At 60.2% G+C, this 23,988-nt stretch carries 27 protein-coding genes and 2 pseudogenes; 16 read left to right on the top strand and 13 right to left on the bottom strand.

What is annotated here, in order from left to right; translation table 11 throughout:
- The first annotated feature begins 492 nt into the window (after positions 1-492).
- Positions 493-789 (top strand): hypothetical protein, encoded by a 297-nt coding sequence (locus I6J72_RS08420; protein ID WP_239107286.1) that lies wholly within the window; start codon positions 493-495, stop codon positions 787-789.
- 16 nt (positions 790-805) lie between these two features.
- Here the strand turns inward: I6J72_RS08420 and I6J72_RS08425 are convergent.
- Both I6J72_RS08425 and I6J72_RS08430 read right to left on the bottom strand, forming a co-directional pair.
- Positions 806-1,546: pseudogene (locus I6J72_RS08425) on the bottom strand (IS3 family transposase); the annotation flags it as partial.
- 99 nt (positions 1,547-1,645) lie between these two features.
- Positions 1,646-2,188: a hypothetical protein gene (locus I6J72_RS08430; RefSeq protein WP_239107288.1), complete on the bottom strand. Its 543-nt coding sequence runs from the start codon at positions 2,186-2,188 to the stop codon at positions 1,646-1,648.
- 77 nt (positions 2,189-2,265) lie between these two features.
- On the opposite strand from I6J72_RS08430, the gene I6J72_RS08435 reads away from it, so the two are divergent.
- The 3 genes from I6J72_RS08435 (at position 2,266) to I6J72_RS08445 (ending at position 5,104) form a co-directional block, all read left to right on the top strand.
- A complete protein-coding gene (locus I6J72_RS08435) occupies positions 2,266-3,210 on the top strand; it encodes a methionyl-tRNA formyltransferase (RefSeq protein WP_005325328.1) in 945 nt (314 codons plus the stop codon).
- Positions 3,211-3,275: 65 nt separating this feature from the next.
- Complete coding sequence (locus I6J72_RS08440; RefSeq protein WP_005291893.1) at positions 3,276-4,292, top strand: iron-siderophore ABC transporter substrate-binding protein; 1,017 nt, start codon at positions 3,276-3,278, stop codon at positions 4,290-4,292.
- A 173-nt stretch (positions 4,293-4,465) separates the two neighbouring features.
- Complete coding sequence (locus tag I6J72_RS08445) at positions 4,466-5,104, top strand: DedA family protein (RefSeq protein ID WP_005325329.1); 639 nt, start codon at positions 4,466-4,468, stop codon at positions 5,102-5,104.
- Between the two features lie 10 nt (positions 5,105-5,114).
- On the opposite strand, the gene I6J72_RS08450 is transcribed toward I6J72_RS08445, so the two are convergent.
- The 3 genes from I6J72_RS08450 to I6J72_RS08460 are packed head-to-tail and all read right to left on the bottom strand — an operon-like array spanning position 5,115 to position 8,160.
- Positions 5,115-5,897: an ABC transporter ATP-binding protein gene (locus I6J72_RS08450; protein ID WP_019176090.1), complete on the bottom strand. Its 783-nt coding sequence runs from the start codon at positions 5,895-5,897 to the stop codon at positions 5,115-5,117.
- 50 nt (positions 5,898-5,947) lie between these two features.
- Entirely contained in the window at positions 5,948-7,042 is a 1,095-nt protein-coding gene (locus tag I6J72_RS08455) for an iron chelate uptake ABC transporter family permease subunit (RefSeq protein ID WP_005325330.1), read from the bottom strand.
- Positions 7,042-8,160: an iron ABC transporter permease gene (locus I6J72_RS08460; RefSeq protein WP_005325331.1), complete on the bottom strand. Its 1,119-nt coding sequence runs from the start codon at positions 8,158-8,160 to the stop codon at positions 7,042-7,044. Before I6J72_RS08460 ends, I6J72_RS08455 begins: the two co-directional genes overlap by 1 nt.
- Before the next feature lie 524 nt (positions 8,161-8,684).
- On the opposite strand from I6J72_RS08460, the gene rpsH reads away from it, so the two are divergent.
- From rpsH to I6J72_RS08490, 6 genes and pseudogenes are all read left to right on the top strand, one after another.
- A complete protein-coding gene (rpsH, locus tag I6J72_RS08465) occupies positions 8,685-9,083 on the top strand; it encodes a 30S ribosomal protein S8 (RefSeq protein WP_034986964.1) in 399 nt (132 codons plus the stop codon).
- A gap of 14 nt (positions 9,084-9,097) precedes the next feature.
- A complete protein-coding gene (gene rplF / locus I6J72_RS08470) occupies positions 9,098-9,634 on the top strand; it encodes a 50S ribosomal protein L6 (protein WP_035004244.1) in 537 nt (178 codons plus the stop codon).
- Positions 9,634-10,044 (top strand): 50S ribosomal protein L18, encoded by a 411-nt coding sequence (rplR, locus tag I6J72_RS08475; RefSeq protein WP_035004242.1) that lies wholly within the window; start codon positions 9,634-9,636, stop codon positions 10,042-10,044. Before rplF ends, rplR begins: the two co-directional genes overlap by 1 nt.
- 40 nt (positions 10,045-10,084) lie before the next feature.
- Positions 10,085-10,615: pseudogene (gene rpsE / locus I6J72_RS08480) on the top strand (30S ribosomal protein S5); the annotation flags it as partial.
- A 51-nt stretch (positions 10,616-10,666) separates the two neighbouring features.
- Positions 10,667-11,377, top strand: coding sequence for an IS6 family transposase (locus I6J72_RS08485; protein WP_005326899.1), 711 nt, complete (start codon positions 10,667-10,669; stop codon positions 11,375-11,377).
- Positions 11,378-11,470: 93 nt separating this feature from the next.
- On the top strand, positions 11,471-12,073 hold the full coding sequence (locus tag I6J72_RS08490; protein WP_070523112.1) for a DDE-type integrase/transposase/recombinase: 603 nt from the start codon (positions 11,471-11,473) through the stop codon (positions 12,071-12,073).
- A gap of 133 nt (positions 12,074-12,206) precedes the next feature.
- Here the strand turns inward: I6J72_RS08490 and I6J72_RS08495 are convergent, their stop codons facing one another.
- Positions 12,207-13,382, bottom strand: coding sequence for an acyl-CoA dehydrogenase family protein (locus tag I6J72_RS08495; RefSeq protein ID WP_204098874.1), 1,176 nt, complete (start codon positions 13,380-13,382; stop codon positions 12,207-12,209).
- 121 nt (positions 13,383-13,503) lie between these two features.
- Here I6J72_RS08495 and I6J72_RS08500 point away from each other — a divergent pair, with 121 nt between their 5' ends.
- Positions 13,504-14,061 (top strand): TetR/AcrR family transcriptional regulator, encoded by a 558-nt coding sequence (locus I6J72_RS08500; RefSeq protein ID WP_204098875.1) that lies wholly within the window; start codon positions 13,504-13,506, stop codon positions 14,059-14,061.
- Here I6J72_RS08500 and I6J72_RS08505 read toward each other — a convergent pair.
- The gene (locus I6J72_RS08505) at positions 14,058-15,107 is read right to left on the bottom strand and encodes a hypothetical protein (protein WP_204098876.1); all 1,050 of its coding nucleotides are present in this window, start codon (positions 15,105-15,107) and stop codon (positions 14,058-14,060) included. The genes I6J72_RS08500 and I6J72_RS08505 overlap by 4 nt on opposite strands.
- Positions 15,100-15,594 carry an RNA polymerase sigma factor gene (locus tag I6J72_RS08510; protein WP_115021271.1) on the bottom strand — a complete coding sequence of 165 codons (495 nt, stop codon included), beginning with the start codon at positions 15,592-15,594 and terminating at the stop codon, positions 15,100-15,102. Before I6J72_RS08510 ends, I6J72_RS08505 begins: the two co-directional genes overlap by 8 nt.
- Before the next feature lie 95 nt (positions 15,595-15,689).
- Here I6J72_RS08510 and I6J72_RS08515 point away from each other — a divergent pair, with 95 nt between their 5' ends.
- Both I6J72_RS08515 and I6J72_RS08520 read left to right on the top strand, forming a co-directional pair.
- Entirely contained in the window at positions 15,690-16,730 is a 1,041-nt protein-coding gene (locus tag I6J72_RS08515; RefSeq protein ID WP_204098877.1) for a ribonuclease HI, read from the top strand.
- Positions 16,731-16,768: 38 nt separating this feature from the next.
- Positions 16,769-17,224, top strand: coding sequence for a hypothetical protein (locus I6J72_RS08520; protein ID WP_204098878.1), 456 nt, complete (start codon positions 16,769-16,771; stop codon positions 17,222-17,224).
- A gap of 188 nt (positions 17,225-17,412) precedes the next feature.
- On the opposite strand, the gene I6J72_RS08525 is transcribed toward I6J72_RS08520, so the two are convergent.
- Positions 17,413-17,895 (bottom strand): YdcF family protein, encoded by a 483-nt coding sequence (locus I6J72_RS08525; protein ID WP_239107292.1) that lies wholly within the window; start codon positions 17,893-17,895, stop codon positions 17,413-17,415.
- A 31-nt stretch (positions 17,896-17,926) separates the two neighbouring features.
- Here I6J72_RS08525 and I6J72_RS08530 point away from each other — a divergent pair, with 31 nt between their 5' ends.
- Positions 17,927-18,820 carry a ribokinase gene (locus I6J72_RS08530; RefSeq protein ID WP_070673653.1) on the top strand — a complete coding sequence of 298 codons (894 nt, stop codon included), beginning with the start codon at positions 17,927-17,929 and terminating at the stop codon, positions 18,818-18,820.
- Here I6J72_RS08530 and purE read toward each other — a convergent pair whose 3' ends face one another.
- Together purE and I6J72_RS08540 are read right to left on the bottom strand one after the other, a co-directional pair.
- Positions 18,821-19,321, bottom strand: coding sequence for a 5-(carboxyamino)imidazole ribonucleotide mutase (gene purE / locus I6J72_RS08535; protein ID WP_070673652.1), 501 nt, complete (start codon positions 19,319-19,321; stop codon positions 18,821-18,823). It lies immediately after the preceding gene.
- A gap of 12 nt (positions 19,322-19,333) precedes the next feature.
- Positions 19,334-20,611, bottom strand: a complete 1,278-nt coding sequence (locus I6J72_RS08540; RefSeq protein ID WP_070673651.1) for a 5-(carboxyamino)imidazole ribonucleotide synthase — start codon at positions 20,609-20,611, stop codon at positions 19,334-19,336.
- On the opposite strand from I6J72_RS08540, the gene budA reads away from it, so the two are divergent.
- Positions 20,597-21,316: an acetolactate decarboxylase gene (gene budA, locus I6J72_RS08545; RefSeq protein ID WP_070673650.1), complete on the top strand. Its 720-nt coding sequence runs from the start codon at positions 20,597-20,599 to the stop codon at positions 21,314-21,316. The two genes, I6J72_RS08540 and budA, sit on opposite strands and share 15 nt — an antisense overlap.
- On the opposite strand, the gene I6J72_RS08550 is transcribed toward budA, so the two are convergent.
- Positions 21,313-21,756 (bottom strand): hypothetical protein, encoded by a 444-nt coding sequence (locus I6J72_RS08550; RefSeq protein ID WP_070673649.1) that lies wholly within the window; start codon positions 21,754-21,756, stop codon positions 21,313-21,315. The genes budA and I6J72_RS08550 overlap by 4 nt on opposite strands.
- Before the next feature lie 257 nt (positions 21,757-22,013).
- A complete protein-coding gene (locus I6J72_RS08555) occupies positions 22,014-22,859 on the bottom strand; it encodes a biotin--[acetyl-CoA-carboxylase] ligase (protein ID WP_204098879.1) in 846 nt (281 codons plus the stop codon).
- Between the two features lie 75 nt (positions 22,860-22,934).
- Here I6J72_RS08555 and I6J72_RS08560 point away from each other — a divergent pair, with 75 nt between their 5' ends.
- A complete protein-coding gene (locus I6J72_RS08560; RefSeq protein WP_070673647.1) occupies positions 22,935-23,924 on the top strand; it encodes an ABC transporter ATP-binding protein in 990 nt (329 codons plus the stop codon).
- Positions 23,925-23,988: the final 64 nt, after the last annotated feature.

The following is a 23,988-nucleotide window of genomic DNA, read 5'->3' on the forward strand; positions in this document are numbered from 1 at the left end:
CATCGCAAATGGTCCCCTTACTCTGGTCCCTTTACTCAGCAAAGGGACCATTTGTATGAGGTTTTTGGTGTGGAGATGGTCCCTTATCAGCGCTAAGAAACCAAAGTAGAAGGACCATCTAAACTCGGCGGTGCTTGATGAGGCTCGCTTTCCACCCCACCACTATGCGCTACGGTGCGACCTCACAGCCTTGAGCGCTGCCCGCACCTCACTGACCACTCGTGGTCTTTCATAAAGCAATTCGCTCGGGGAATACCGCAAGACAACAAAGCCTAGATTCTGGATATGCTTTTCACGCTGCCGCTCCGCCCGGATGACCTCATCCACCGGTTTGCCGTAGGTGATTCCGTCATATTTCACATGCCCATCAATAACGAGTTGGACGCGATTTTCGTAGATAAGCGCAGTAGCGGGCAAGGCACGTTCGTCCCGATTGACTTTGACGCGGTCGTCAAAGCACGCACAAGACGTGTGAAGCTAACATTGTAAGTATTGTGGGCTCGCTACACCACAACGCTGGCCCAGCCGGGCCAGCGTCACTACAGCTACGACCGGTTCCGCCAACTGGTTGCCTCCCATGTCGACGCGGCCGGGCTGACCGCCCGGATCACCCATGCACCAGGGCATACGATGCAGGTGGATTGGGCAGGTACGAAAATGCGCCTGTACGACCCTTCAAGCACACCGGGGGTGAAAGTCACCATTTTCGTTGCTTTGTTGCCGTATTCAGGGATGCTCTTTGCATGTGCGTGTGCTGACCAGCGGCAGGGCCTGACCCCCGGAAAGTAGACACGTCGGGGGTTAGCTATGCTGCTTGGGTCAGTGTAGCTGATGTGAGCGCTTCGAAGGCATCAGGGGCTAGAAGGTTGCACCAGGAGTGCCGTCTGCGCGTGTTGTAGCGCATGCACCACCGGAAGACTTCCTGACGGCAGACGACGGGATTGTCAAAGACTTTCCGATCACGCAGAACTTCACGCTTTAAGGCGGCGTTAAACGATTCTGCTAGGGCATTATCAGCACTTGTACCCACCGCGCCCATGGATTGGCGTACACCAAGCTGGGCGCAGTGGTCCCTAAATGCTTGTGAGGTGTACACACTGCCATGATCAGAATGGAAAATTGCCCCTTTAAGGCTTCCGCGAACCTTGCTGGCATGAGACAAAGCCTCGATAACCAGCGATACCCGCATGTGATCGGCGAGTGCATGTCCGACGAGTTTGCGCGAGTAGACGTCGATGACTGTGGCAAGGTACATGTTCTTGCCTCCCTTACACGGCAGGTAGGTGATATCGCCTACATAGACCTGGTTCGGCTTATCAGCGGTGAATTTGCGGCCTACTAAATCTGGCATGACGCGGTGGCCAGGCTTGCGCCTGGTGGTGATGCACCGACGCCGTTTAGTAAAGCCTTTCAGGCCCATGGATTTCATGATGCGTGCGACCTTCTTGTGATTGATCGGAGGAAAGTCCGTATCGTCGTTGAGGCTTGCAGCGATGCGTTTAGCACCATAAAGCCCGTGCTCATCATCGAAGATGGCCTTGATTCGTGTCAATCCGACGGCAACATCACACTCACCACTTTTCTGTAGACATAAGACCTAGACCCCGCTAGACACGTGTAAAACAATGCTAGGAACGGCCCTATTTTACAGGAAACACTCTGCCGCATACCGGCGTAACAATAGGGTGTACTCCTCGCTGCGGTCTTTGGCTGCCGGCAGGAAGACGCGGTTGATCTGGGGGATAAGCCCTGCCGTGACTGCCCGGTCCAGTGCGCCCGTGAGGTCATGCAGATGGATCCAGTCATCGCCATCCAAAAACACCACGGTGGTATCCGCACCGCGGTCATCGAGGCGCGCGGTGCAGCGCCTGCCGAATACCTTCCGGTCGATGGACAGGCGTGCGCCGGGCAAGTCCGCGATGACTTCTGGGGAGCGAGGCGGCCAGAGTGTCTGGTCCACAGAATCGCCGCTCAATAGGCTCGCCTGTGGGCCTGCGCCGTGTGCGTTATGTGGATCGGGATATTTCAGCTCGCCGGATTGAAAGCTATAGGTCACTGCTGAGTGCGCCGGGATGCGCACATCGACGGTGGACATCGATTCGGTGAGCTCGACGTTCGAGCGGTAGGGGTCCGGGAAAACGAGGGCTTCCGCATCCGCGGGCACCGAGATTCGGTGAAGGGTGGTCACGTCCGGGGAGTCTGGCATGAAAATTGCGCCACTTTCATCATTGACTACATAGGTAAACCTAAGCTAACATCCCCTGCATGCGAGTTGCTGTTTTCGGCTATCAGTCGTGGGGACACCGGACGTTGTCTGCGGTCATCAATGCTGGTCATGAAGTAGTTTTGGTAGTTACGCACCCTGCCAGCGATCACCCTTATGAGCAAATGTGGGCAGACTCCGTTGAGGAGCTCGCCAGCGAACATGAGCTCCAGGTGTGTGTCACTGAGCGCGTGGGTCAAGACGTCATTGAGGCGTTGCGCGATGCTGCACCAGACATCATCGTGGCCAACAATTGGCGAACCTGGCTTCCTCCCGAGGTTTTCAGCCTGGCCAAGCACGGCGCATTGAATGTCCACGATGGTCTCCTGCCCGAGTACGCCGGATTTTCGCCCATCCTGTGGGCGCTGTTGAACCGGGAAACTCACGTGGGCGTCACTGTGCACGAGATGGATGAAGTGCTGGACGGCGGACCCATCGTTGCCCAGCGCGCGATCCCCGTGGGTCCGCAGGACACCACCACGGATCTCGTGGCCAAGACCATCGACCTCATCGAGCCCCTCGTGGAACGCGCATTGAGTGACGTCGCCCAAGGCACCGCCACTGCGCAACCTCAAGATCCCACCCGCGCTACGTACTTCCACAAGCGCGGCGAGCAGGAATCTCGCATAGATTTCACCCAACCTGCGGAAGATATCGCCTTGCTGGTCAGGGCGCAGTCCGACCCGTACCCCAATGCTTACTTTGAATTCCGAGGCCAGCGCGTCCGCGTGCTTTCCGCGCACGTCTCGCAGGGCCGCTTCGGCGGAACCCCCGGCCGAGTCACCATCCCTCACGAGGGAGGAATCGCGGTGGTCTGTGGATCGCCCCGTGCCAACGTGCCGGCGCCGGCGATTGTTCTGGATCGTGTTCGTCTCGACGACAACTCGGAACTGACCGCCACCGAATTCTTTGGACATAGGGCTGGATATATCCAACCAAAGGTTTGACCTTTCCCTTTTGTGTACGGGCCACGCCTCGCGCGGAAATCCGTCACCAGTAACAACGGAGAAAAATGACACTCAAGAAGATTCTCGTTAGCACCGCTGCTGTGCTGACCTTGGGCGCGGCACTGACCGCTTGCTCGACTGATGACCAGTCCGGAAATTCCGGGGACTCCCAGGCAGTCAACGCCGAGCAGGGCGCATTCCCCACCACCATCGAGCACCGCTACGGCTCCACCGAAATCAAGGAAGCCCCGCAGCGCGTGGTCTCCTTGGGCTACACGGATCAGGACGCACTGCTGGCGCTGGGAGTTACTCCTGTCTCCGTGAAGTACTGGGACGGAATGACCCCGGATGGTCAGGCTGCGGGCAACTGGTCCAATGACAAGATCGAGGGCGACACTCCTCGGATCGACAAGGACACAGAAGTCAACGCGGAAGCCATCGCCAAGGACAATCCAGACCTCATCGTGGCCGTGTACTCGGACATCGATGAAGACACGTACAAGAAGCTGTCTGAGATCGCCCCTGTCGTCGTACAAAAGGGCGAATACGAAGAACTACAGCAACCATGGGACGTGACCACGGAAGAGATCGGGCAGGCCGTGGGCAAGCCTGAAGAGGCAAAGCGCCAGGTGGAGCAGGTCAAGGAGAAGTTCGCAGAGCTCAAGGGCCGCCACCCAGAATGGGCCGAAAAGGAACTCGGCGTGGCCACTGTCTCCGACGAGAGCCTGGCTGTCTTTGCCGAGGGCGATCCGCGTAGCCGCTTCTTCACCGAGCTGGGATTCAAGATCAACCCGGCCTACGCGGGCATCACCAAGGACAAGTTCTACGGTGAGGTCTCCAAGGAAAACGCAGACCAGATCAACTCTGACGTGCTGGTGTGGGATCAACTGTCTTACTCTCCGAAGCAGAGCAAGGCTTCTGTGACCGAGGATCCGATCGTGGGCAAGCTGCCCGCCGTGAAGGACGGACACAGTGTCTACCTGGAAGGCGACCTGGAAAAGGCCTTCGGATGGCAGACCGTGCTGAGCCTGAACTACCTGCTGGACAAGATCGAGCAGCCGTTGGCAGACGCCACGAAGTAGTCTGAATCAACTGCCGAACCGCCCCGCATGAACGTGCTGGGGCGGTTTTGCTGTTGCTGGCTAGGGGACGGGCACTCATGGGGATAACGGATGCACGCTAGGGGCGAGCTGCCTGTATTCCGGTCAGAAACCGGGGTAAGAATAGACCAGTTGTTTTCTAGAAGGGATTCCCTGTGCACTTAAGCGACCTCATGGACGCCACCACCCTGCTCCAGAACTTTGGCGGCTGGGCGCTCGGCGGCATTGCGCTGATTATCTTTATTGAATCCGGCGTGCTCTTCCCGTTCCTCCCCGGCGATTCCATGCTGGTCACCGCGGCAATCTTGCGCGATCAGCTGGGCTTGAACGTTCCGATTCTGGTGGGCGTGGCCATCGTCGCGGCGTTCTTGGGCGACCAGGTAGGTTTCTGGCTCGGCCACCGCTTTGGCCGCAAGTTGTTTAAGCCCGACGCCAAGATCCTCATAACCGAGCACCTCGAACAAGCCGAGGCTTTCTTCCTGAAGTACGGGCCGTTGGCTCTGGTACTGGGGCGCTTCATCCCGATCGTGCGTACCTACATTCCCGTGGCCGCTGGTACCGCGGAGATGCCGTACAAGAAGTTCGTGGGATGGAACGTCACGGGTGCAGTGCTGTGGATTGTCAGCATGGTCGGCATTGGCGTGCTGCTGGGGGATATCCCGGGCATTGCGGATCGCATCGACATGATCGCCATCGTCATCGTGCTGGTGTCTGTGACTCCGGTGGTGATTTCCGCGATGATCAACTGGCGGAAGTCCAAGAAGACTCCCGCCCAGGAGCTGATGGAGGACTAAGCCCTGATCGTCACTTGGGGACGATCAGCGGACCGCCGGTGACAGGATCCTCGATGACTAGCGCGTTGAGGGCAAACGCCTCGAGCAGTAGCTCTGGGGTAATGACCTCGCTGGGACGCCCGGTGGCGAGGACCTGTCCATCCTTCATCACCACGAGATTATCGCTGTAGCGTACAGCCAAGTTGAGATCGTGCAGCACCATCACCACAGTCCGATCCAGCTCTCGGCGTAGACGCTGCACCAGCTCCAAAATCTCTACCGACGTGGCCAGATCCAGGTAGGTGGTGGGCTCGTCCAGGAACAGGATGTCCGTGTTCTGCGCAAGAACCATGGAGATCCACACACGCTGCCGCTGCCCTCCGGACAGAGAATCCAGGGTGCGCTCCGCCAGCCCCATCGAGCCAGTCATTTCCAGCGCCTTGTGCACCTCGGCTTCGTCCGTGGACGACCACTGACGGATCCACGATTGGTGTGGGTGCCGACCGCGCGAGACGAGATCAGCCACGTTGAGTCCCTCCGGGGCGGTAGGGGTTTGTGGCAGCACGCTGATGGTCCGTGCGAGGTCCTTGCGCCTGATGGATGAGATATCGGCGCCGTCTAACAGCACTTCGCCCTCATTCGCCGGAAGGAGACGAGACATGGCTCGCAACAACGTGGATTTGCCGCAGCCATTGGGGCCGATGATTGTGGTGATCTGCCCGCGAGGAAAGTCCACGTCCAAGCCTTCGATGACCGTCCGGTCGCCGTAGCCCACGGCGAGGCCGCGTGCGCTCATGCTGTGCTTCTGAGTCATGTGTCCTTCTTTGTTCGCGGCACTGCTAACTTCCAGGGTGGGATCTTTTCTCATGCCGTGGTTGACCTATTCCGTTGGACCAGCAAATAAATAAGGAACGCACCGCCGATTGCCGAGGTGAGAATGCCCACCGGCAGCTCTACGGGCAGAAGAGTTTGGGTGCTGATATCTGCCAGCAGGAGTAGCGCAGCGCCGGTCAGCGCAGAGGCCAGAAGCGGTGGTGCAGAGCAGTTGCACAAGCGCAGCGCCACCTGTGGGGCCACGAAGGCGACGAACCCGATGGGGCCAGCGGCCGAGACCGCCACTGCTGCCAAAGCCACGGCAGCGGCGAGCAGAAGCACCTGCACACCCTGGACGTTTTGTCCCAAAGCCCGTGCAGTATCCGAGCCCAGCAAGGTGGCTAAAAGTTGGTGACCAATCCAGGCCAGCAGCGGTGTAAACACCAACACAACAATGGCGATGGGCCACATCTTGGACCAGTCCGCAGTGCTCAGGGAGCCAGTAAGCCAGAACTGCGCGGCCGCGGCATCGCGCAACTCCGTGCGGATCATCAGGAAGTTGATATACGAGGTCAACAGAGCAGAGATGATGATGCCGAACAGCACTAGCCGGAAGGAATCAGTCGATCTCCTCCACGCCAGAGCCCACATCACCGTTGCGGTGACAGCCGCACCAAGCACCGCGGCCAAGGGAATGCCGATGCTGCTGAGCCAGCCGAGGAAACCACCAGCGCCACCACCCAGAGTGATGACGGTGACCGCGGCCGCGGACGCGCCCGTAGTGAAGCCCAAGATATCCGGGCTGGCCAGCGCATTGCGAGTCACGGACTGAGTGAGGGCTCCGGATAATCCCAGCGCACAGCCCACCAGAATGGCCGTCAGCGCACGAGGCATGCGCCAATCCAAAACCACCAGACGCTCAATGCGGGTGCCCTGGCCGGTGAACAGCACCTCCAGCACACGAGCCGGGGACACAGGATAGTCACCCAGGCCGATGGAGACCGCCGCTAGCAAGACGATCGCCACGAGCAGCAATAGAGACACCGTCAACGCGCGAGGGCGCCAGACCACAGAAAATGAGCCCACGCGGAATGGCGGGCGCCCAGGGATAGTGGAAGAGGTAGGGCGGGCAAGGAGGGAACTCATTAAATGGCCACCACCCGGCGTCGATAAATAAGGGCGATGAAGAACGGCGCGCCCACGAACGCGAGGATGATGCCTACTTGCAACTCGCCCGGACGAGCGATCAGACGGCCCACCACGTCTGCGAACAGCATCATCACCGCACCCGTCAGGGCAGAGTAAGGGAGGATCCAGCGGTAATCAGGGCCCGTGATGGCGCGCACGAGGTGCGGGACCACCAGGCCGATGAAGGTGATGGGGCCGGCGGCAGCTGTCGCGGCACCGGCCAGCAGTGCGATCAGAGCCATGCCAATCAGGCGGGCGCGCTGGGTGTTGATGCCCAGTCCGGAGGCGATGTCATCGCCCAGATTCAGGAGGTTTAGCTGCGGTGCCGTGATGAACGCCAGCAGGAGGCCCACCAGGATAAACGGCAGCACGCCGTAGAACACGGTGAGATCCCGGCCCGCGATGGAGCCGACGGTCCAGAAGCGCATGCGATCCAGATTGGCATCGTCAGTGAGGATAAAACCGCTGATGATGGCGCTGAGGACCGCGGACAAAGCCGCGCCGCCGAGGACCAGCGTCATTGGATTGGCCTGTCCTCCTCCTATGGACGCCAAACTAAACACCAACGCAGTAGCAGCGATGGCCCCACCGAACGCCCACATGCTGGTAGCCCACACGGACGTCACACCCAGCAAGGAGAAGCTGGCAACCACGGCCAGGGACGCACCGTAGTTGATGCCGAGAATGCCCGTGTCCGCGAGAGGGTTGCGCGTGTGCCCTTGGATCAATGCACCGGAGGCGCCAAGGGCAGCACCGGCGACTAGGCCCAACAGGGTGCGGGGAATGCGGAGCTCGACGATCACGCGCTGATCCACATTCAGCCCCTCCGCGTGGCCGAACGCCGTGCCGAGATCGCGGAACACGGCGGACACTTCTCCAAAAGGGATCTGCCGTGATCCAAACACGATGCTGGCAACGATGCTGGCGAGCAATAGGAGGAAAAGGACGCCGAGGCCGACGAGGCGACGCGGGATTTTACCTGATGGAGCGCTGGCAGAAGCGTCCGCAGTAGCGTCCGCGCGAGACCCCAGGTGTGATTGAGAAGGGGATTGCGCATGCGGGGTAGAGATAGCCATGCATCCCTCCTTGACGCGTGAAAGTCCATGATCTTAACGGGAGCAAGCTTATATGAACAAGGTAAGCCTAATCAAAGTACTACAAGGAGGGATTGTGGAGCTGTGCAGGTGAGTGTGTGAGCCAGCAGGTGCGGCTAGTGAGGTCGGTCGGCCCTGAATGGCGCCGACCCTACACCTCAGCTCTATGCTTCTGAGCAGGGATTTGGACATGTTTTAGCTGGTTGCTAGGCTAGTCAGGTCTTGCCGTAGGTAGGTACCCCCATGTTCTTTTTTTCGACGCTAACGCGTCAAAATCCCGGGAATGCCACATGACCTGCGGAAAGAGTCTCCCGCTACAAGGGAGAAAAACTGTACATCCACTTTGTTACAGGCCCCTCGCCCGAAGCGGCCGCACGGATAAAGGCAGCGAGCACCCCTAACTACTGAGTTAGGCGGAGCGTGAGTAGCCAGCGATCGTGCGGTACACGCGATTCATCAAGGGTGAGCACGGGAACCGTAACGAAAAAGGCAACAGGTCACTTCACATGACCATGACTGATCCGATTGCGGACATGTTGTCACGAGTGCGCAACGCAAACAATGCGTTCCACGACACCGTGTCTATGCCATCCTCCAAGATCAAGGCCAACATCGCCGAAATCTTGAAGCAGGAAGGCTACATCGCCGACTACTCCGTTAACGACGAGACCGTCGGCAAGACCCTGGAGCTTAACCTGAAGTACGGCCCATCTCGCGAGCGTTCCATCGCTGGCGTGCGTCGTGTTTCCAAGCCGGGTCTGCGCGTTTACGCAAAGTCCACTAATCTGCCAAAGGTTCTCGGTGGCCTGGGCGTGGCTATTATCTCCACGTCCCAGGGTCTGCTGACTGACCGTGAGGCCAACAACAAGGGCGTGGGCGGAGAAGTCCTCGCCTACGTCTGGTAAGAGGAGGTTTAACCATGTCTCGTATTGGCAAGGCACCGGTGACCGTCCCCTCTGGCGTCACCGTCACCATCAACGGCCAGAACGTTGAAGTCAAGGGTCCTAAGGGCACCCTGGCTGAAGAGATTCCGGCACCAATCACCGTGGCTCAGGAAGGCGAAGAACTCGTCGTCTCCCGCCCCGATGACCGCCGCAAGAACCGTTCCCTGCACGGCCTGTCCCGCTCCCTGATCAACAACATGGTCGTGGGCGTTACTACTGGCTACACCATCAAGATGGAAATCTTCGGTGTGGGTTACCGTGTGCAGCTCAAGGGCCAGAACCTGGAGTTCGCACTGGGCTACTCTCACCCAGTCCTGATTGAGGCGCCTGAGGGCATCAAGTTTGCCGTCGACGGAAACACCAAGTTCTCCATCGAAGGCATCAACAAGCAGCAGGTTGGACAGATCGCCGCTAACATCCGCCGTCTGCGGAAGGATGACCCATACAAGGGTAAGGGCATCCGTTACGAAGGCGAGCAGGTCCGTCGCAAGGATGGAAAGACGGGTAAGTAATGAGCAACAACGCAACGAACAAGGAAGGCCAGCGTTTGCCGGTGGGCAAGGACATCTCCACCCGCCGTCGAAACGCTCGCGCACGTCGCCACTTCCGTATCCGCAAGACCCTGTCCGGCACCCCAGAGACTCCACGTCTCGTTGTGCACCGTACCTCTCGTCACATGCACGTTCAGGTCATCGACGACACCGTCGGTCACACCCTGTGCGCTGCGTCCACCCTCGAAGCAGAGGTCCGTGGAGTCGAGGGCGACAAGAAGGCACGTGGCGCCAAGGTTGGCGAACTGATCGCACAGCGTGCGAAGGAAGCTGGCATCGAGGCAGTCGTCTTCGACCGCGCTGGCTACCAGTACCACGGCCGCGTCGCCGCTCTGGCTGACGCCGCCCGCGAAGGTGGTCTGAAGTTCTAATGACCACCAACACCATGAACTCCAACGGAAGGAACGCGTGATGTCGGAACGTGACCGTAACGGCGGACGCTCCGCCGATAACAACCGCAACGATCGCAACGAGCGCGGCGGCCGCAACGACCGCGGTGGCCGTAACGATCGTCGCAACAACCAGCAGGACGAGCGCAACCAGTACATCGAGCGCGTCGTCACCATCAACCGTGTGTCCAAGGTCGTCAAGGGTGGTCGTCGCTTCAGCTTCACCGCTCTGGTGATCGTGGGTGACGGCCAGGGCATGGTCGGTGTCGGCTACGGCAAGGCCAAGGAAGTCCCGGCTGCTATCCAGAAGGGTGCCGAGGAAGCTCGCAAGAACTTCTTCCGTGTCCCGATGATCAACGGCACCATCACCCACCCGGTGCAGGGCGAGGCCGCAGCAGGCGTCGTCATGCTGCGTCCGGCTGCACCAGGTACCGGTGTTATCGCCGGTGGCGCAGCCCGCCCGGTGCTGGAGTGCGCTGGCGTCCAGGACATTCTCTGCAAGTCGCTCGGCTCGCCGAACGCCATCAACGTTGTTCACGCAACGGTGGCCGGTGCTGTTGCAAAGTTGGGGCAGTAGAAAGACCGACGTGAAATAATCAGAGCCATGGGCATCTTCTCCGGTCGGCATTTCCCCCGTGACATCATCCTGTGGGCGGTGCGGTGGTACTGCCGCTACGGCGTGAGCTACCGCGACCTCGAAGAAATGATGACCGAGCGGGGTGTGCCAGTCGATCACACCACGATCTACCGCTGGGTGCAGAAATACGCCCCTGAGCTGGATAAGCACACTCGCTGGTACCGGCAGGTACCCGACTGGCAGGCCCGGTCCTGGCGGGTGGATGAGACCTATATCCGGGTCGGCGGCACGTGGTGCTATCTCTACCGGGCTATTACCGCCGGTGGGCAGACCTTAGACTTCTACCTCTCACCAAAACGGAATGTGGCTGCGGCCAAGCGTTTCCTAGCCAAGACGCTACGATCGAATACGACAGCCGGGTCCCCGCGGGTCATCAACACCGACAAGGCACCAGCTCTGGCCAAGGCAATATCCGAGCTGAAGGCGGAGGGAATCTGCCCTCAGACGGTGGAGCACCGGCAGGTGAAATACCTGAACAACGTTCTCGAGGGAGATCATGGCCGACTTAAAAGAATCCTGGGACCGAAGGGGGCGTTCAAAAACCGAATTTCCGCCTACCGGACGTTGAAAGGGATGGAAGCGATGCATTCATTACGGAAAGGTCAGGGCACGATGTTTGCTTATGGGCACCCCAATCCGGACGCGGTGATCGTCAACCGGGTCTTCGAGACGGCCTGAGAACGCCAGCACGCAGCGGCCATCAGGAAATGAGAAACTGGGTCGTCTCGGCTCTCCGCCCAACTTTGCAACAGCACCTATCATATATAGTACATGCCAGCTAAAGGCTTTCATCTTTACACAGCGTTGGATTTGTACTCGCGCAAGGTTGTGGGATGGACTGTCCAACACCGGCAGGAAAAGACCATCGCTACACGCCTGATTGAACAAGTCATTGCTGACCAGGAGCTCAACGGTCACAGCGTTGAAGTCGTACACACCGACAACGGCAAAGTCATGACCTCACACATGATGAAGGACATGCTGGATGAACACGGCGTGCAGCTGTCATTAATTCGGCCGAATGTTTCGAATGACAACCCATTTGAAGAGTCATCACATCGCACAATCAAGCATCACCGCTATGCGTTAGAAACCTATGATGATATCCAGCATGCGCAGAAAGTCATCGGCAGGATTATCGACGAATACAATAACCGTGACCGCCACAGCGGGCTGAATGGATACACACCTAGTGAAGTGTATTCAGGCACGTGGCGTGACATCCTTGAACATCGCCGAGCAAAGGAAACCGTCTACTACGCGACGCACCCGCACCGCAGACCCAGACCCCGGAAATCCGTCTACAAGCCACCACCTAAAACGGTAGAAATCAACAACGGCAAACCCCTAGCGCCCGAGACATCGAGCGCGTAAAGTAACAACCACGTCAAACAGGGGGATGTTCACAACTCAAAGGCAGGCGCCGATCGAGGGCAAAGGGACCAAAGTAAGAGGACCAAACTAGAAGGACCACCAAGCAAGCCTTTCCACATCCCCGGCCGGCTGGTTACTTATAGGCCGAGAAGCCCGTAATCTTCTTGCCCATGATGAGGGACTGCACAGTGTCGGTGCCCTCGTAGGTGTGCATGGCCTCAATGTCCGCGAAGTGGCGAGCGATATCGTTTTCCAGCAGGATGCCGACTCCACCGAGCATGTCGCGGGCGTCAGCGGCGATGCGCCGCGCGGCACGCGTGTTGTGGAGTTTGGCCGCCGAGGCTTGCTCCGGGGCCAAGGTGCCAGCTTCCTCGCGCTGGGAGACCTCGCGGCAGGTGAGCATCATTTGGCTGAGATCCAAGACCATGTTGGCAAGGCGCTGCTGGATGATTTGGGCTTTGGCCAGTTCACGGCCGAATTGAACGCGTTCGAGCACATAGGAGCGGGCAATCTCGTAGCAAGCCACCGCAGAGCCGAGCGCCATCCAGGACACGCCGATACGGGTGGAGGTCAGGACGCGGGAGACATCCTTGAAGCTGCGGCAGCCCGGAAGTTGGTTGGCGGCAGGAATGCGGCAATCGGTCAGCGTGATGTGTGCCTGGTGGATCGCACGCAGAGAAAGCTTGCCCTCAATCACGGTGGCGGAGTAGCCGGGGGTTTCCTGCGGGACGATGAAGCCGCTGACGTTGCCGTCTTCCATACGGGCGTAGATGATGGTGATGCCGCCAGAGGCACCGTTGCCAATCCACTTCTTCTCGCCGTTGAGAACCCACTCGTCGCCATCGCGAACCGCGGTCGTCTCGAGTGCGATGGAGTCCGAACCGTGCGCGGGCTCGGTCAGGCCGAATGCGCCGAGCAGCGAGCAGTCAGCCATCTGCGGCAAGTACGAAGCCTTCTGTTCCGCCGAGCCCAACATGGCAATAGAGCGCATAGCCAACCCCGCCTGGACCGCAATCACGGTGCCCATCGAGGCATCCGCACGAGTGATCTCCATAAGTGTTAGGCCAGCACCAAGCGTGGACATCTGCTCGTGGCCTTCCACAGCCAGGCCATCAGTCATCACATCCAAGGAACCCAAACGCTCCACCAGGTCCAGCGGATACTCAGAAGCTTGCCAGTACTTGTTGATCACCGGGTCGGAGTACTCGCGGAATTGAGCAGCACGTTTCCAGCCAGCAGCATCGGCCTCAGAGAGGTCGTCGAAGACGCCGAGGAAGTCAGTGGTGCGCTCAAAGAGGTTGTGGGACATGGTTGCTTCTCCAGGTAATACGAATGGCGATTAGCCACAATTGTGACGTGAATCTCGACACCTGTCAAGCAGTTGCCCTGTACACTAACCACCATTAGCTAGAACAGGAGGACGCCCCACCGTGGCCAACCAAAAACGTCGCGCCCAAATCGCCGCCGCCGCGCTCGACCTCTTCGACCAGCGCGGCTACCACGCCACGGGCATGGAGGACATCGCTAGGGCCGTCGGCATGCGGGCCTCCAGCCTCTACAATCACTTCTCCTCCAAGCAAGAACTCCTCGCCGAGGTCACCATTACCGCCATGGAGGACCTCCTCCGCGCTAACGCTGCCGGACTCGCGGGCTTGAAAGACCCACGCGAGAAGCTCGTCGCCACCATGAAAGCCCACGTCATCTACCACGCCACTCACGCCCGGCGCGTCCGCGTGGTCAACAACGAGCTCACCAACCTCGAAGAACCACACAAGTCAGTCGTCCTGCAGCTACGCCGCGACTATGTCGCGCGCTGGATGGCCATCGTCAACGACGGCGACTTCCGCGCCGAAAACTTGAAAATCGCCTGCTGGTCGCTCATCGATATGGGCATCGGTGTGGCCCAATGGTTTAACCCCGACGGTGAGTTCACCGCCGAGGCTTTAGGGGATATGTACGGCCAGTTCGCCTTGCGCCAACTTACTTAGGGAGCGCAGCCAATCGGCTGTTCCTCCTCACGGCCATCGGGGTACTGCACGCGGACGCGGGAGTAGACCTCAGCGTGGTAGCCACACGCCTCGCGCTTATCGACGACCACCTTTACCCTCTCCTCATTGAACTTACCCTCCGCACAGTTGGGGTCGCAGTCATTCTCGATGGCCACGCCGTCAGCCTCCGCGGAATCGGCTCCCCAGTTCTTCCATTCCAGCTGGTTAACCAGGTAGTTATTGTCAGCGCATGCCAGCGAGATGCGGTCCGGGCCCTCCAAGCCTGTGACGGAGACGCAGTCAAGAATGGCCGTGGCATCCACGGTGGTTTCCACGTCTGGGCCTACCAGCCCCACCACGCGCACCAGCTGGCCGCTGGCAGGGAGGACGGAGAAGGAGACCTTATCAGCATCACGAATCACGGTGACAAGTTCGTCGTCACCTTCGCCTTCGACGCTGCCCACATCGTTGCCGTCGGTATCCGCCAGAATGTCGTAGGTGATCTTCTGCTGTTCACTGCTCAGTCCAGGCTGGAGCAGCAATTCCAGCGCACCGAGGGCGCGGTTGGGGAAGGTATCCGCAAGCTTTTCCAGCTGCGCACGGTCGGTCGCGATGACGAGGTCCTCTGGGTTCACCGAAGGCTGCGGGTCAAAGCCCGGGACCTCTCCCTGCGAGGAGACCTCCACGGCACCACCCGCATCCACCGCATATTCGGTAATCGCGGTGGCATCGCCGAGGGTATCGACGCGCTTCATGTACTCCTTGGCCGTAACACCTTTATCTACGGCATCCGGCTGCGCACCGGCGGCCTCGCCAGCCTGGGTCAAAATCTCCGAAGCCGAGGCCACCGGCTCCGAGTTATTCAGCAGTGGGAACGCTCCGCCGACCAACGCGAGGACCGCCACGCCGGCCGCAGCGTAGGTCCATGTCGGGCGCCCCTTGGTGATGCGGGCGAGGGTGGCTTCGGAGTGCTTGAGGGAATCGTCGGAAAGCGCGGCGTCTGGAACGGGGTTTGCCTGACGTAGCTGGTCGAGAGAGTTAGGCATCGGTTTCTCCTGTGAGTTCAGATAGATGAGTACGAGCGCGGTGCAGGCGCACGCGGACGTTGTTGCGGGAAATGCCCAGGACCTCGGCGATCTCCGGGTGGTCGAGCCCCTCCCAGGCATGGAGGGTCAGTATTTCCTGGTCGGCATAGGGAAGGCGCAGGAAAGCTTCGCTGATATCGAGGCTTAAGTCGACGGCGTCATAGCCGGCATAGGATTCCAGCTCATGATCGTCGAGGTTCTCCGTTTCCCTACGGGTGCGGTAGAACTCGCGCATGACATTGCGGGCGATGCCATACAACCAGGGCAGGGGCGTGCCGCGCATCGAATCGAAGCCGGCCCAGGCACGCTCGAAGACGTCAGCAGCCAGCTCTTCGGCATGGCTCGGTGGGACACGGCGGCGCAGATAGGCCAACACCGCCGGGTAATGCTCGCGGAAGAGACGGGAAAATTCCCGCTTCCGCGAACCAGGCAAAGTTAGAACAGACACTAAAAATCTCCAGATTACTGATGGGCTCACTAGGTATGTGGCAACTGATAGCCCAGCGTTACACAGAACTTCTCTAATGGTTTACTAGAAGGGCTATGGAACCACTCGAGCTCTCTGCCCTCACGGGAAATCAGTCGCGGACGTACGGCACCCGCAAGATCACCGCAGACATGGTCTCGGCGCCGGTGCACGTGGCGATCGCGCTGTGGGACGAGCGCTGGGACTCCGCAGAGGACGGGACTATCGACGGCTGGGTCATCGCCGTCAACACGAAAAAGACCCGCTTCGTGCGCAAGGGCCAAATCCGCACCGGCGACATCGTAGAGGTCGCTGTCCGCGAGCTAGAGAAAGCCACCAAGAACATTCGAGGGCGGAAGTGGATTGTCACGGGACGCCGGCAAACTGCATTGCGCGCCGCGCTCGAAGAGCGTGGCTATACGGTGACGGGAAGCTTTGCGGAGGAGAATAGGGCGTCGCGAAGCGCGAGCTCCGTACGGCGCAAAGAAGCCGGCATTACCGCGCGCCGCGCCAAAAAGGAAGGCGAGGCGCCCCGCACGAAGGAGGTCGTAAAGGTAGAAACCCCCACAGCACGCTGGTGGCCGAACTTCTCTAAAGCCTCATCCTGGCCGAAGGGCACCACGGTGCGCATCGCGACCGATGCCTCCTCGGATACCGTATTTAAAGGCTCAATGTGCTTCGTGGCGGGCAATGGCGACTACCGCTTGCGTACCCGCGAAACCTCCGCGAGTACCGACGAGTTGGAGCTCGAATCCCTCACCTTGGCACTGAAATACCTGCTCAAGGTCAACGCCACGAAGGCGATCATTGAATCCGACTCCGTCGCCGCGTTGGACGCGGTGCAGCAGATCCGGACGAAAGGTTCGAAGGCCATGCGCTCACGGGGCGTGTGGCGCGGCTTGTCAGCGGGGTCGCGTTCGCGCTTCCAGCAGGCCTGGAACGACATTGACGGCATCTGCGATGTCACGATTCGCCGCGTGATGGGCCATGCCGGTGACCCGCTCAACCGAGCTGCCGACCAGATTGCATACATGGGTCTGCGTGCCATTGCGCATCCACGAAAGCAATCGCAGCCTACGCTCATGGAAGGAATTAGCAAGGCGCTGTCCAAGCTTTGATTCGGGGCTGCGACCACCTGTGGCCTAGGGTTATTCATATGACCAATCCCTTTGACTCAAACCCCTTCGAGGAGTCGGCCGAACCTTTCCGTGGCCGCGGGGCTAGTCCTTTCGCGGAGCCTTCTACAATCCCTTCCGTAGATCCTGCTGCCGACCCTTTCGCCCAGTCTTTTGCCGAGCCTCAGCGCGCCAACGCTCCGGCCCCATTGCCGGACTATGCACCGGTTCATTCTCCCGAGCACGAACAGCAATCAACGGGCGGCAGGGTTCACCGCTTCTCCATCTTCAAGGGCGTGCTGAGTCTGTTCTCGTTCTTGATAGGCTTTGCCGCCCTGACCAGTGGCGACGTACTCTTCGGTGTCGGCTTCGGTTTGCCCGGAGCGTGGTACTTCATCAAGGCGCTGGAACAGAAGACCAACCCAACTACCCCGCAAAAGCGCCACTGGTTTGTCATCTGGTTCATCGCGATTCTTCTGGTAATCATCGGCACCTAGCCTTTCGTCCCAGCTCTGTCTGTGCCTCAGCCTTGAGCTTCTGCACAGATGGTCCCTGTAGTCCGGTCCCTTTACCCTGCAAAGGGACCACTTGGGGTCGGTTTAAAGGCCACACATGGTCCCTTTACAGGGTAAAGAAACCAAAGTTGAGGGACCATCTACACGGAGCGGCTAGCTGCGCAGAGCTGCTAGCTGCGCAGAGCCGAAGCCGGCTTCCAAGCAACCACCCGACGCCACACGATGCGCAGCAGCGAATGGGGTGTGGCCACGACCTCGCGAAGATAATTCCAGGCGCGATCCTTTGCTGGGGTACGAACGCCATGCACGTGAACCCGAATCCCCAGATGCCATGCCCACATCCGCGTGCGTAGAACGTGAAAATCATTCGTCACGACGCGAAAATAGGTGTAGTCAGGACACAGCACATGGGCACGCTCAAGGTTTTCATTCGTGCTGGTCGCTACCGGCTCAACGACGATGCGCCCCGCGTTCACTCCCCGCTCAATGAGGTAGCGCGCCATGGCGTCCGCTTCCCCGAAGCCGGAGACGATGACCGGTTCCTCCGGCATCACGCGGGCAGCCACCACCGCGCGGTCAAGGCGGCTGCGCAGCAGCGATCCCGGCTGGCCATCCACCACGCGCGCGCCCAACACTAGAACCGGAAACTGCATGCCATTTAGCTTAACGTGCATACTGGTCTGCATGAGCATGTGCGTAGTCGGGTCCATCAACGCTGACCTCGTGGTCCACACCGCACGGCATCCGAAGCCGGGCGAAACATTGTTGGGCCACGGCGGTGAGATTACTGCGGGTGGCAAAGGAGCTAACCAGGCGGTGGCGGCCGCACTGCTGGGCGCGCCGGTCACCTTTGTGGGCGCGGTGGGCAGCGACGCTTATGCGGCGCCCGCCATGCGCTACCTTGAGGCCAGCGGCGTGAACCTTGAACATGTTGCCCGCACCGACGAGGTCACGGGCCTCGCCGTCATCACTGTGGATGGGCAGGGCGAAAACACCATCATCGTGGTGCCGGGAGCCAATGCGCTTGTCGACGCCCCCTTCGTCACCGCCCACTCCTCCCCCATCACCGAATCGGAGCTGGTTCTCCTCCAGGGAGAAATTCCCGCTGATGGCTTTGCCAAGGCCGTCGAGCTCGCGACGAGCCGGGTGGTGATCAACTTGGCGCCCGTTGTGAAGGTGGACAGGGATGCACTGCTGAAGGCAGATCCGCTGCTGGCCAATGAACACGAGGCCGGTCTCATCTTGGAACAGCTGGGGTTGAGCGGTGAAGGCGCGCCAGCACAGTTGGCGCAGCGTTTAAGGGAGGCTGGCTTTGCCTCGGTGGTTCTCACGCTGGGCGCGAAGGGGGCGCTCGTCGCCGAGGGGACTTCCCTCGTGGCAGTCCCCTCCCCGCAGGTCACTGCGGTGGATACCACGGGCGCGGGCGATGCCTTCGCCGGCGCGCTGTGCGCGCGACTTCTGAAGGGCGATTCGCTGGTGGAGGCGGCGCGCTATGCTGCCCGGGTCGGGGCTTTCGCCGTGACCGGCGCGGGCGCGCAGGCCTCCTACCCCGACCGGGACACCGAGCTACCTAGCTAACTACTCCCCCAGAAGCTGGGAACGCAGGTTCGCGTCCTTCTTCTCCACCTCAGCGGCCATGTTTTCCTGGTACTCAGCCATCTTCTCCACCAACGCGGGATCACCGGCGGAAAGGATACGCACGGCAAGCAGGCCGGCGTTTTTCGCGCCGCCGATGGACACCGTAGCTACCGGCACTCCGCCCGGCATCTGCACGATGGAGAGTAGAGAATCAAGACCATCGAGATCCTTGAGTGCGCGCGGAATACCGATGACCGGAAGCGGCGTAGCCGCGGCCACCATTCCCGGCAGGTGTGCGGCACCACCAGCGCAGGCGATGATGGCCTTCAGCCCGCGTTCATGCGCGGACTTGGCATAGGCCAGCATCTTCTCCGGGGTGCGGTGAGCGCTGACCACACCGACCTCGAACGGCACACCGAATTCGGCGAGCACCTCGGCGGCCGGCTTGACGGTAGGCCAATCCGAATCAGACCCCATGATCAGGCCAACAAGCGGTTCCATGACATCTCTCCTTTAAGCGTTGGAATCCTCCGCCCACTGAGCGTGGACGAGGTAATGGGCAGCATCGGCGGCAATGCGGCGCGTGTCAGCGACATCCTCGCCGATGACATTAACGTGACCAATCTTGCGGCCGGTCTGGTGGTCCTTGCCGTAGAGGTGGACCTTGGCCTCTGGGTAGCGCTCCATGACTTCGCGGACGCGGTCGGGCATCGGCATGGCTGGATCCTTTTCTGCGCCGAGGACGTTGGCCATGACTGTCACCGGAGCCAGCGGCTCAGTGGAGCCCAGCGGCAGGTCCAGCACGGCCCGTAGGTGCTGCTCAAACTGCGAGGTCACGCAACCATCCTGGGTCCAGTGTCCGGTGTTGTGCGGGCGCATGGCCAGCTCGTTGACGGCAATATCCTCATGGATGTGCGGCCCCGGAGCGCCGGAGGCAGAAGCGATGATGGAACCGGCGTCTTGCTCGGCAGCGAAGGCAAAGAGCTCGACGGCCAACACACCGGTCACGCCGAGTTCAGTAGCTACCTTGATACCCACCTGCATGGCGTGCTCAGCAAGCTCAGGAGAGAGGTCCGGAGCGGGCGCGAAGGCCTCGGCGCAGATGCCATCGCGCTGCACGGACTCGGTGACCGGCCAGGCTTTGACCTCACCGGAGGGGCGGCGAGCCACAAGAACGGACAGCTCGCGAGTCAGATCAACTTTCTCTTCCGCCATGAGCGGAGTATCCGCGACGAGAAGCTCCTCTACTAGCGGTTCTAGCTCCTCCGCAGAGGGGAACCATACGCCGTGGCCGTCGTAACCGCCGCGGCGGGCTTTGAGGCACACGTGCCCGTCGACAAGCGCGGCGAACTCTCGCGCATCCTCCACCGACTCGATAGCGGCAAAGCGCGGCACCGGGGCGCCCAATTCAGAAAGCTTCTGACGCATGAGCAGCTTGTCCTGCGCGTAGAGGAGTGCGGAAGGCTGGGGCTGGACGTTGTAGGAGGCGTCGATAAGCGCGCGCACATGCTCCGTCGGTACATGCTCGTGTTCAAAGGTCACCGCGTCTGCGCCCTCTGCGGCCTTAACCAGAACGTCATAGTCGTGGTAATCACCAAGAACGACGTCGGGAATGACCTGCGCGGCGGACTTGCCCGGCTCGGATGCCAGGAGGCGCAGATGGATGTCGAGCTCAGCCGCGGCCGGCTGCATCATGCGCGCAAGCTGGCCATCTCCAAAAACAGTAACGGTTGGTTTGTGTTGTTCACTCACTCCTTCAATACTAGCCTTGGGGCCATGATTGTCCGGCATACCATCTTCCAAAACTCGCTCATGACCGCCCTGTTGGACGGTATTTACGACGGCGAAATGACCATTGGTGAGCTTTTGGGTAAGGGCAATTTCGGCATCGGCACCTTCGATGCGCTGGACGGGGAGATGATCATCCTCGACGGCATCTGCTACCAGCTGCGCGGTGATGGCACCGCAACCGTCGCCGACCTTGACCAGGGCACCCCTTTCGCCGTCGCCACCAATTTCGTACCCCGCATTAAGGTGGCCGCGCCCAAGGGTCTCAAGCGCGAGGAGCTGTCCTCCTTCATTGATGATCTGGAGCCCTCGGCCAATTACATGTATGCGGTTCGCATCACCGGCCGTTTCAGCTCCGTGGTGACCCGCACGGTGGTCAAGCAATCCAAGCCCTATCCGCCTCTGACCCAGGCGGTCGGCGGCGATAAGGAGCTCCGTTTTAGCGACGTCGATGGCATCATCGGCGGCTTCCGTACCCCGGTCTTTGAGAAGGGCATTTCGGTACCAGGCTGCCACGTTCACTTCATTGACGCTGAGCGTACGTCCGGCGGCCATGTGCTGGACTACACCGTGGATGAAGCCACGATTGAGCTGTGCCCGGGAACCGATTTGGAGCTGCGCCTGCCGCTGACCCACGAGTTCCGCTCAGCGAACCTGGCACCGGAAGATCTCGATTCCCAGCTACACACGACTGAGATTAAGAACTAGCCCCAGACCGGCTGTTCGTTGAGGATATCCTCAACGCGCTTGGCCTTGGGGATGGCCGGAAAGTACATCGGCCGCTCATAGCCATGCAGCGCGAGTGAAATGCCGCCGCGGCGTCGGCGAGCCCCGCGAATATCGCTTAGCGGAATCGAGTCGACGCGCTTGCCCTCGCGGGCGATGACGCGCAGGTTGGTCACGATGAAGCGCTTGCGGCGCGCTTTGATGAGAGGAACGATAAAGCGCCACACCGCCAGCAGCGCCCACAGGGCAACAAGGCCATTGCGAAGTGCCAAGTCAATGCCGTTGTAATCGCACCAGCCGATGGCAATCCAGCACACGCCGGTGACCACGACGAGCTCGAGAAACGGGAAGAGCAGCGTGCGAAACGGCGCTGTCATATCCGCGCGGGCCACTTCGCCGCGTCCCATCTCCATGAGGTTCATGGGCACATGATACCCACCTGCTCACGCAACCCGACTAAGCGGCACTCAGTTCATGGTGGTGCAGAGAGCGCCTTCTAAACGGCATCTTCTAGACGGCATCAGTCAACGGGCATCTTTGCCTCTAAAAACGCCTTGCGGGGTCTCCATATGGCGTTTTCAGGGATGAAAACGCCCTTTGAGATATGCCTTTTAGCGGATGCCTGATAGAGAGGGGCGCGTGCTTAACGACGCTCCCCCTCCCGACAAAAGCTCAAAAGCTACTGTGCAGCGGGCCGCAGGTGGATGACATCGCCGGCGGAATAGTATTCGCCACCAACATTGATGCGGCCATCATCAGCCACGCCTTCAACAGTGCCGGTAACATCACCGGTCGGGGCTTCGAGGCGCACTTCTTGGCCAATCGAAGAGCAGACCTTGCGGTAATCTGCCATGAGCTGCGGATCCTGTTGTTCCCACTGGTTGATGCGGCAGCGCAGGTTCTTCAGCACGGTGATGGCGAGTTCGGTGCGGTCAGTATCCCGCCCCTCAAGCGCCAAAGAGGTCGCGGCCTCAATAGGCAGCTCTTCGCGAGTCAAGGTGACGTTGATGCCCATCCCCACGACGACGCGCGCGGACGGCGGGTTCGCCGCTTGGGTCTTCGGCGCTACCTCGGTCTTGTTGATTTCCGCCTTATTCACTTCCGCCTTGGAGACCTCCGTCTTCGGCGCGGACTTGAAAGCCTCGCCCACTGGGCCGGCCTCGGCGAGGATGCCGCACAGCTTCTTGCCGTCAATGTGGACATCATTGGGCCACTTGAGTACCGCTCCTTCGACGGAATCGGTCACAGCCAGGCCCGCGGCCAGCGGCAGGGTTCCTAAATGATCCAGCGAATCCGGGAGGATAAGCACGGAGAAAATAAGCTGCGAGCCGGCCGGGCTGACCCAGTGACGGCCCAAACGGCCCTTGCCGGCGAGTTGCTCATTGGCTAGCAGGACAGTGCCATCAGCCACCTTGTCTGCCTGCATGAGGTCGGTATTGGTCGAGCCAGTGGACTCGGTGTACTCAATGACGGCGAAGTCATCCGCCACGGCTTCACGGATACGGTCCAGATCAAGAGCAGTCATGGTGACCGATCCTACTCGCTGCTGTCGAGCACCTCACTGCAGCTGAGTGTCAGTAACGAGTGTTAGGGTTACTGCATGGCAAAGGTCACATTTGAGAACGTCGGCATCACCTATCCCCGTGCCGAGAACCCCACGGTCAAGGACCTCAATCTCGAGATTGCAGATGGCGAGTTCCTAGTCCTCGTCGGCCCCTCCGGTTGCGGTAAGTCCACCACCCTGCGCGCACTGGCTGGTTTGGAGCCGATCTCCAGCGGTCGCATTCTTATCGACGACACAGACGTCACCGGCCTCGAGCCGGGCGAGCGCGACATCGCGATGGTCTTCCAGAACTACGCGCTCTACCCACACCTCACTGTAGCAGAGAACATGGGCTTCGCCCTCAAGTTGGCCAAGCGCCCGAAGGCAGAAATCAAGGCCAAGGTGGAAGAAGCCGCCAAGACCTTGGGGCTGACCGACTATCTCAAGCGCAAGCCCAAAGACCTTTCCGGCGGTCAGCGCCAGCGCGTGGCCATGGGCCGTGCCATCGTGCGCGAGCCGAAGGCATTCCTCATGGATGAGCCGCTGTCCAACCTCGACGCCAAGCTGCGCGTGCAGACCCGCGCGGAGCTGGCAAGCCTCCAGCAGCGCCTAGGCACCACCACCATCTACGTCACCCATGACCAGGTGGAAGCTATGACGATGGGAGATCGCGTTGCCGTACTCAAGGATGGCGTGCTCCAGCAGGTAGCCCCTCCACGCGAGCTGTACGACGCACCGGCGAACGAGTTCGTCGCGGGTTTCATCGGTTCCCCGGCCATGAATATCTTCGACTACAACGGCGGCCGCATCGGCGTGCGCCCGGAGAAGATGTTCATCAACAAGGGCCCGCTGGGCTTCCAGGGTGTCGTGGACTTCGTGGAAGAGCTCGGCGCCGAGTCCTTCGTGTATGTCACCGTGGGCGAACAGCGCTTCGTAGCCCGGGCGCAGGGCGAGGCGCCCCAGCGCGGCGACGACGTCGTGCTGACCTTCAATCCCCGCGAGGCGCACCGCTTCGATCCGGAGACCGGTGAGCGCATTAACGACTAACGAGCGCACCCACGGCTAATAGGGGGTAGTTTCACCCCCGTTTCTAGTGAGATTAACGCCAAAA

The sequence above is a fragment of the Corynebacterium sp. FDAARGOS 1242 genome (genome assembly GCF_016889985.1).
Lineage (GTDB): Bacteria > Actinomycetota > Actinomycetes > Mycobacteriales > Mycobacteriaceae > Corynebacterium > Corynebacterium minutissimum_B.

Excerpts from the sequence above, each read along its gene's own strand:
- I6J72_RS08560 (WP_070673647.1), top strand. The coding sequence starts at position 22,935 with ATGGCAAAGGTCACATTTGAGAACGTCGGCATCACCTATCCCCGTGCC.
- rpsH (WP_034986964.1), top strand. The coding sequence starts at position 8,685 with ATGACCATGACTGATCCGATTGCGGACATGTTGTCACGAGTGCGCAAC.
- I6J72_RS08490 (WP_070523112.1), top strand. The coding sequence starts at position 11,471 with ATGCCAGCTAAAGGCTTTCATCTTTACACAGCGTTGGATTTGTACTCG.
- rplR (WP_035004242.1), top strand. The coding sequence starts at position 9,634 with ATGAGCAACAACGCAACGAACAAGGAAGGCCAGCGTTTGCCGGTGGGC.
- purE (WP_070673652.1), bottom strand. The coding sequence starts at position 19,321 with ATGGAACCGCTTGTTGGCCTGATCATGGGGTCTGATTCGGATTGGCCT.
- I6J72_RS08550 (WP_070673649.1), bottom strand. The coding sequence starts at position 21,756 with ATGAACCTCATGGAGATGGGACGCGGCGAAGTGGCCCGCGCGGATATG.
- I6J72_RS08495 (WP_204098874.1), bottom strand. The coding sequence starts at position 13,382 with ATGTCCCACAACCTCTTTGAGCGCACCACTGACTTCCTCGGCGTCTTC.
- I6J72_RS08450 (WP_019176090.1), bottom strand. The coding sequence starts at position 5,897 with ATGACTCAGAAGCACAGCATGAGCGCACGCGGCCTCGCCGTGGGCTAC.
- I6J72_RS08520 (WP_204098878.1), top strand. The coding sequence starts at position 16,769 with ATGACCAATCCCTTTGACTCAAACCCCTTCGAGGAGTCGGCCGAACCT.
- I6J72_RS08460 (WP_005325331.1), bottom strand. The coding sequence starts at position 8,160 with ATGGCTATCTCTACCCCGCATGCGCAATCCCCTTCTCAATCACACCTG.
- I6J72_RS08515 (WP_204098877.1), top strand. The coding sequence starts at position 15,690 with ATGGAACCACTCGAGCTCTCTGCCCTCACGGGAAATCAGTCGCGGACG.
- I6J72_RS08540 (WP_070673651.1), bottom strand. The coding sequence starts at position 20,611 with ATGCCGGACAATCATGGCCCCAAGGCTAGTATTGAAGGAGTGAGTGAA.
- I6J72_RS08505 (WP_204098876.1), bottom strand. The coding sequence starts at position 15,107 with ATGCCTAACTCTCTCGACCAGCTACGTCAGGCAAACCCCGTTCCAGAC.
- I6J72_RS08555 (WP_204098879.1), bottom strand. The coding sequence starts at position 22,859 with ATGACTGCTCTTGATCTGGACCGTATCCGTGAAGCCGTGGCGGATGAC.
- I6J72_RS08530 (WP_070673653.1), top strand. The coding sequence starts at position 17,927 with ATGAGCATGTGCGTAGTCGGGTCCATCAACGCTGACCTCGTGGTCCAC.
- I6J72_RS08525 (WP_239107292.1), bottom strand. The coding sequence starts at position 17,895 with ATGCAGTTTCCGGTTCTAGTGTTGGGCGCGCGCGTGGTGGATGGCCAG.
- I6J72_RS08440 (WP_005291893.1), top strand. The coding sequence starts at position 3,276 with ATGACACTCAAGAAGATTCTCGTTAGCACCGCTGCTGTGCTGACCTTG.
- I6J72_RS08455 (WP_005325330.1), bottom strand. The coding sequence starts at position 7,042 with ATGAGTTCCCTCCTTGCCCGCCCTACCTCTTCCACTATCCCTGGGCGC.
- rplF (WP_035004244.1), top strand. The coding sequence starts at position 9,098 with ATGTCTCGTATTGGCAAGGCACCGGTGACCGTCCCCTCTGGCGTCACC.
- budA (WP_070673650.1), top strand. The coding sequence starts at position 20,597 with ATGATTGTCCGGCATACCATCTTCCAAAACTCGCTCATGACCGCCCTG.
- I6J72_RS08435 (WP_005325328.1), top strand. The coding sequence starts at position 2,266 with ATGCGAGTTGCTGTTTTCGGCTATCAGTCGTGGGGACACCGGACGTTG.
- I6J72_RS08485 (WP_005326899.1), top strand. The coding sequence starts at position 10,667 with ATGGGCATCTTCTCCGGTCGGCATTTCCCCCGTGACATCATCCTGTGG.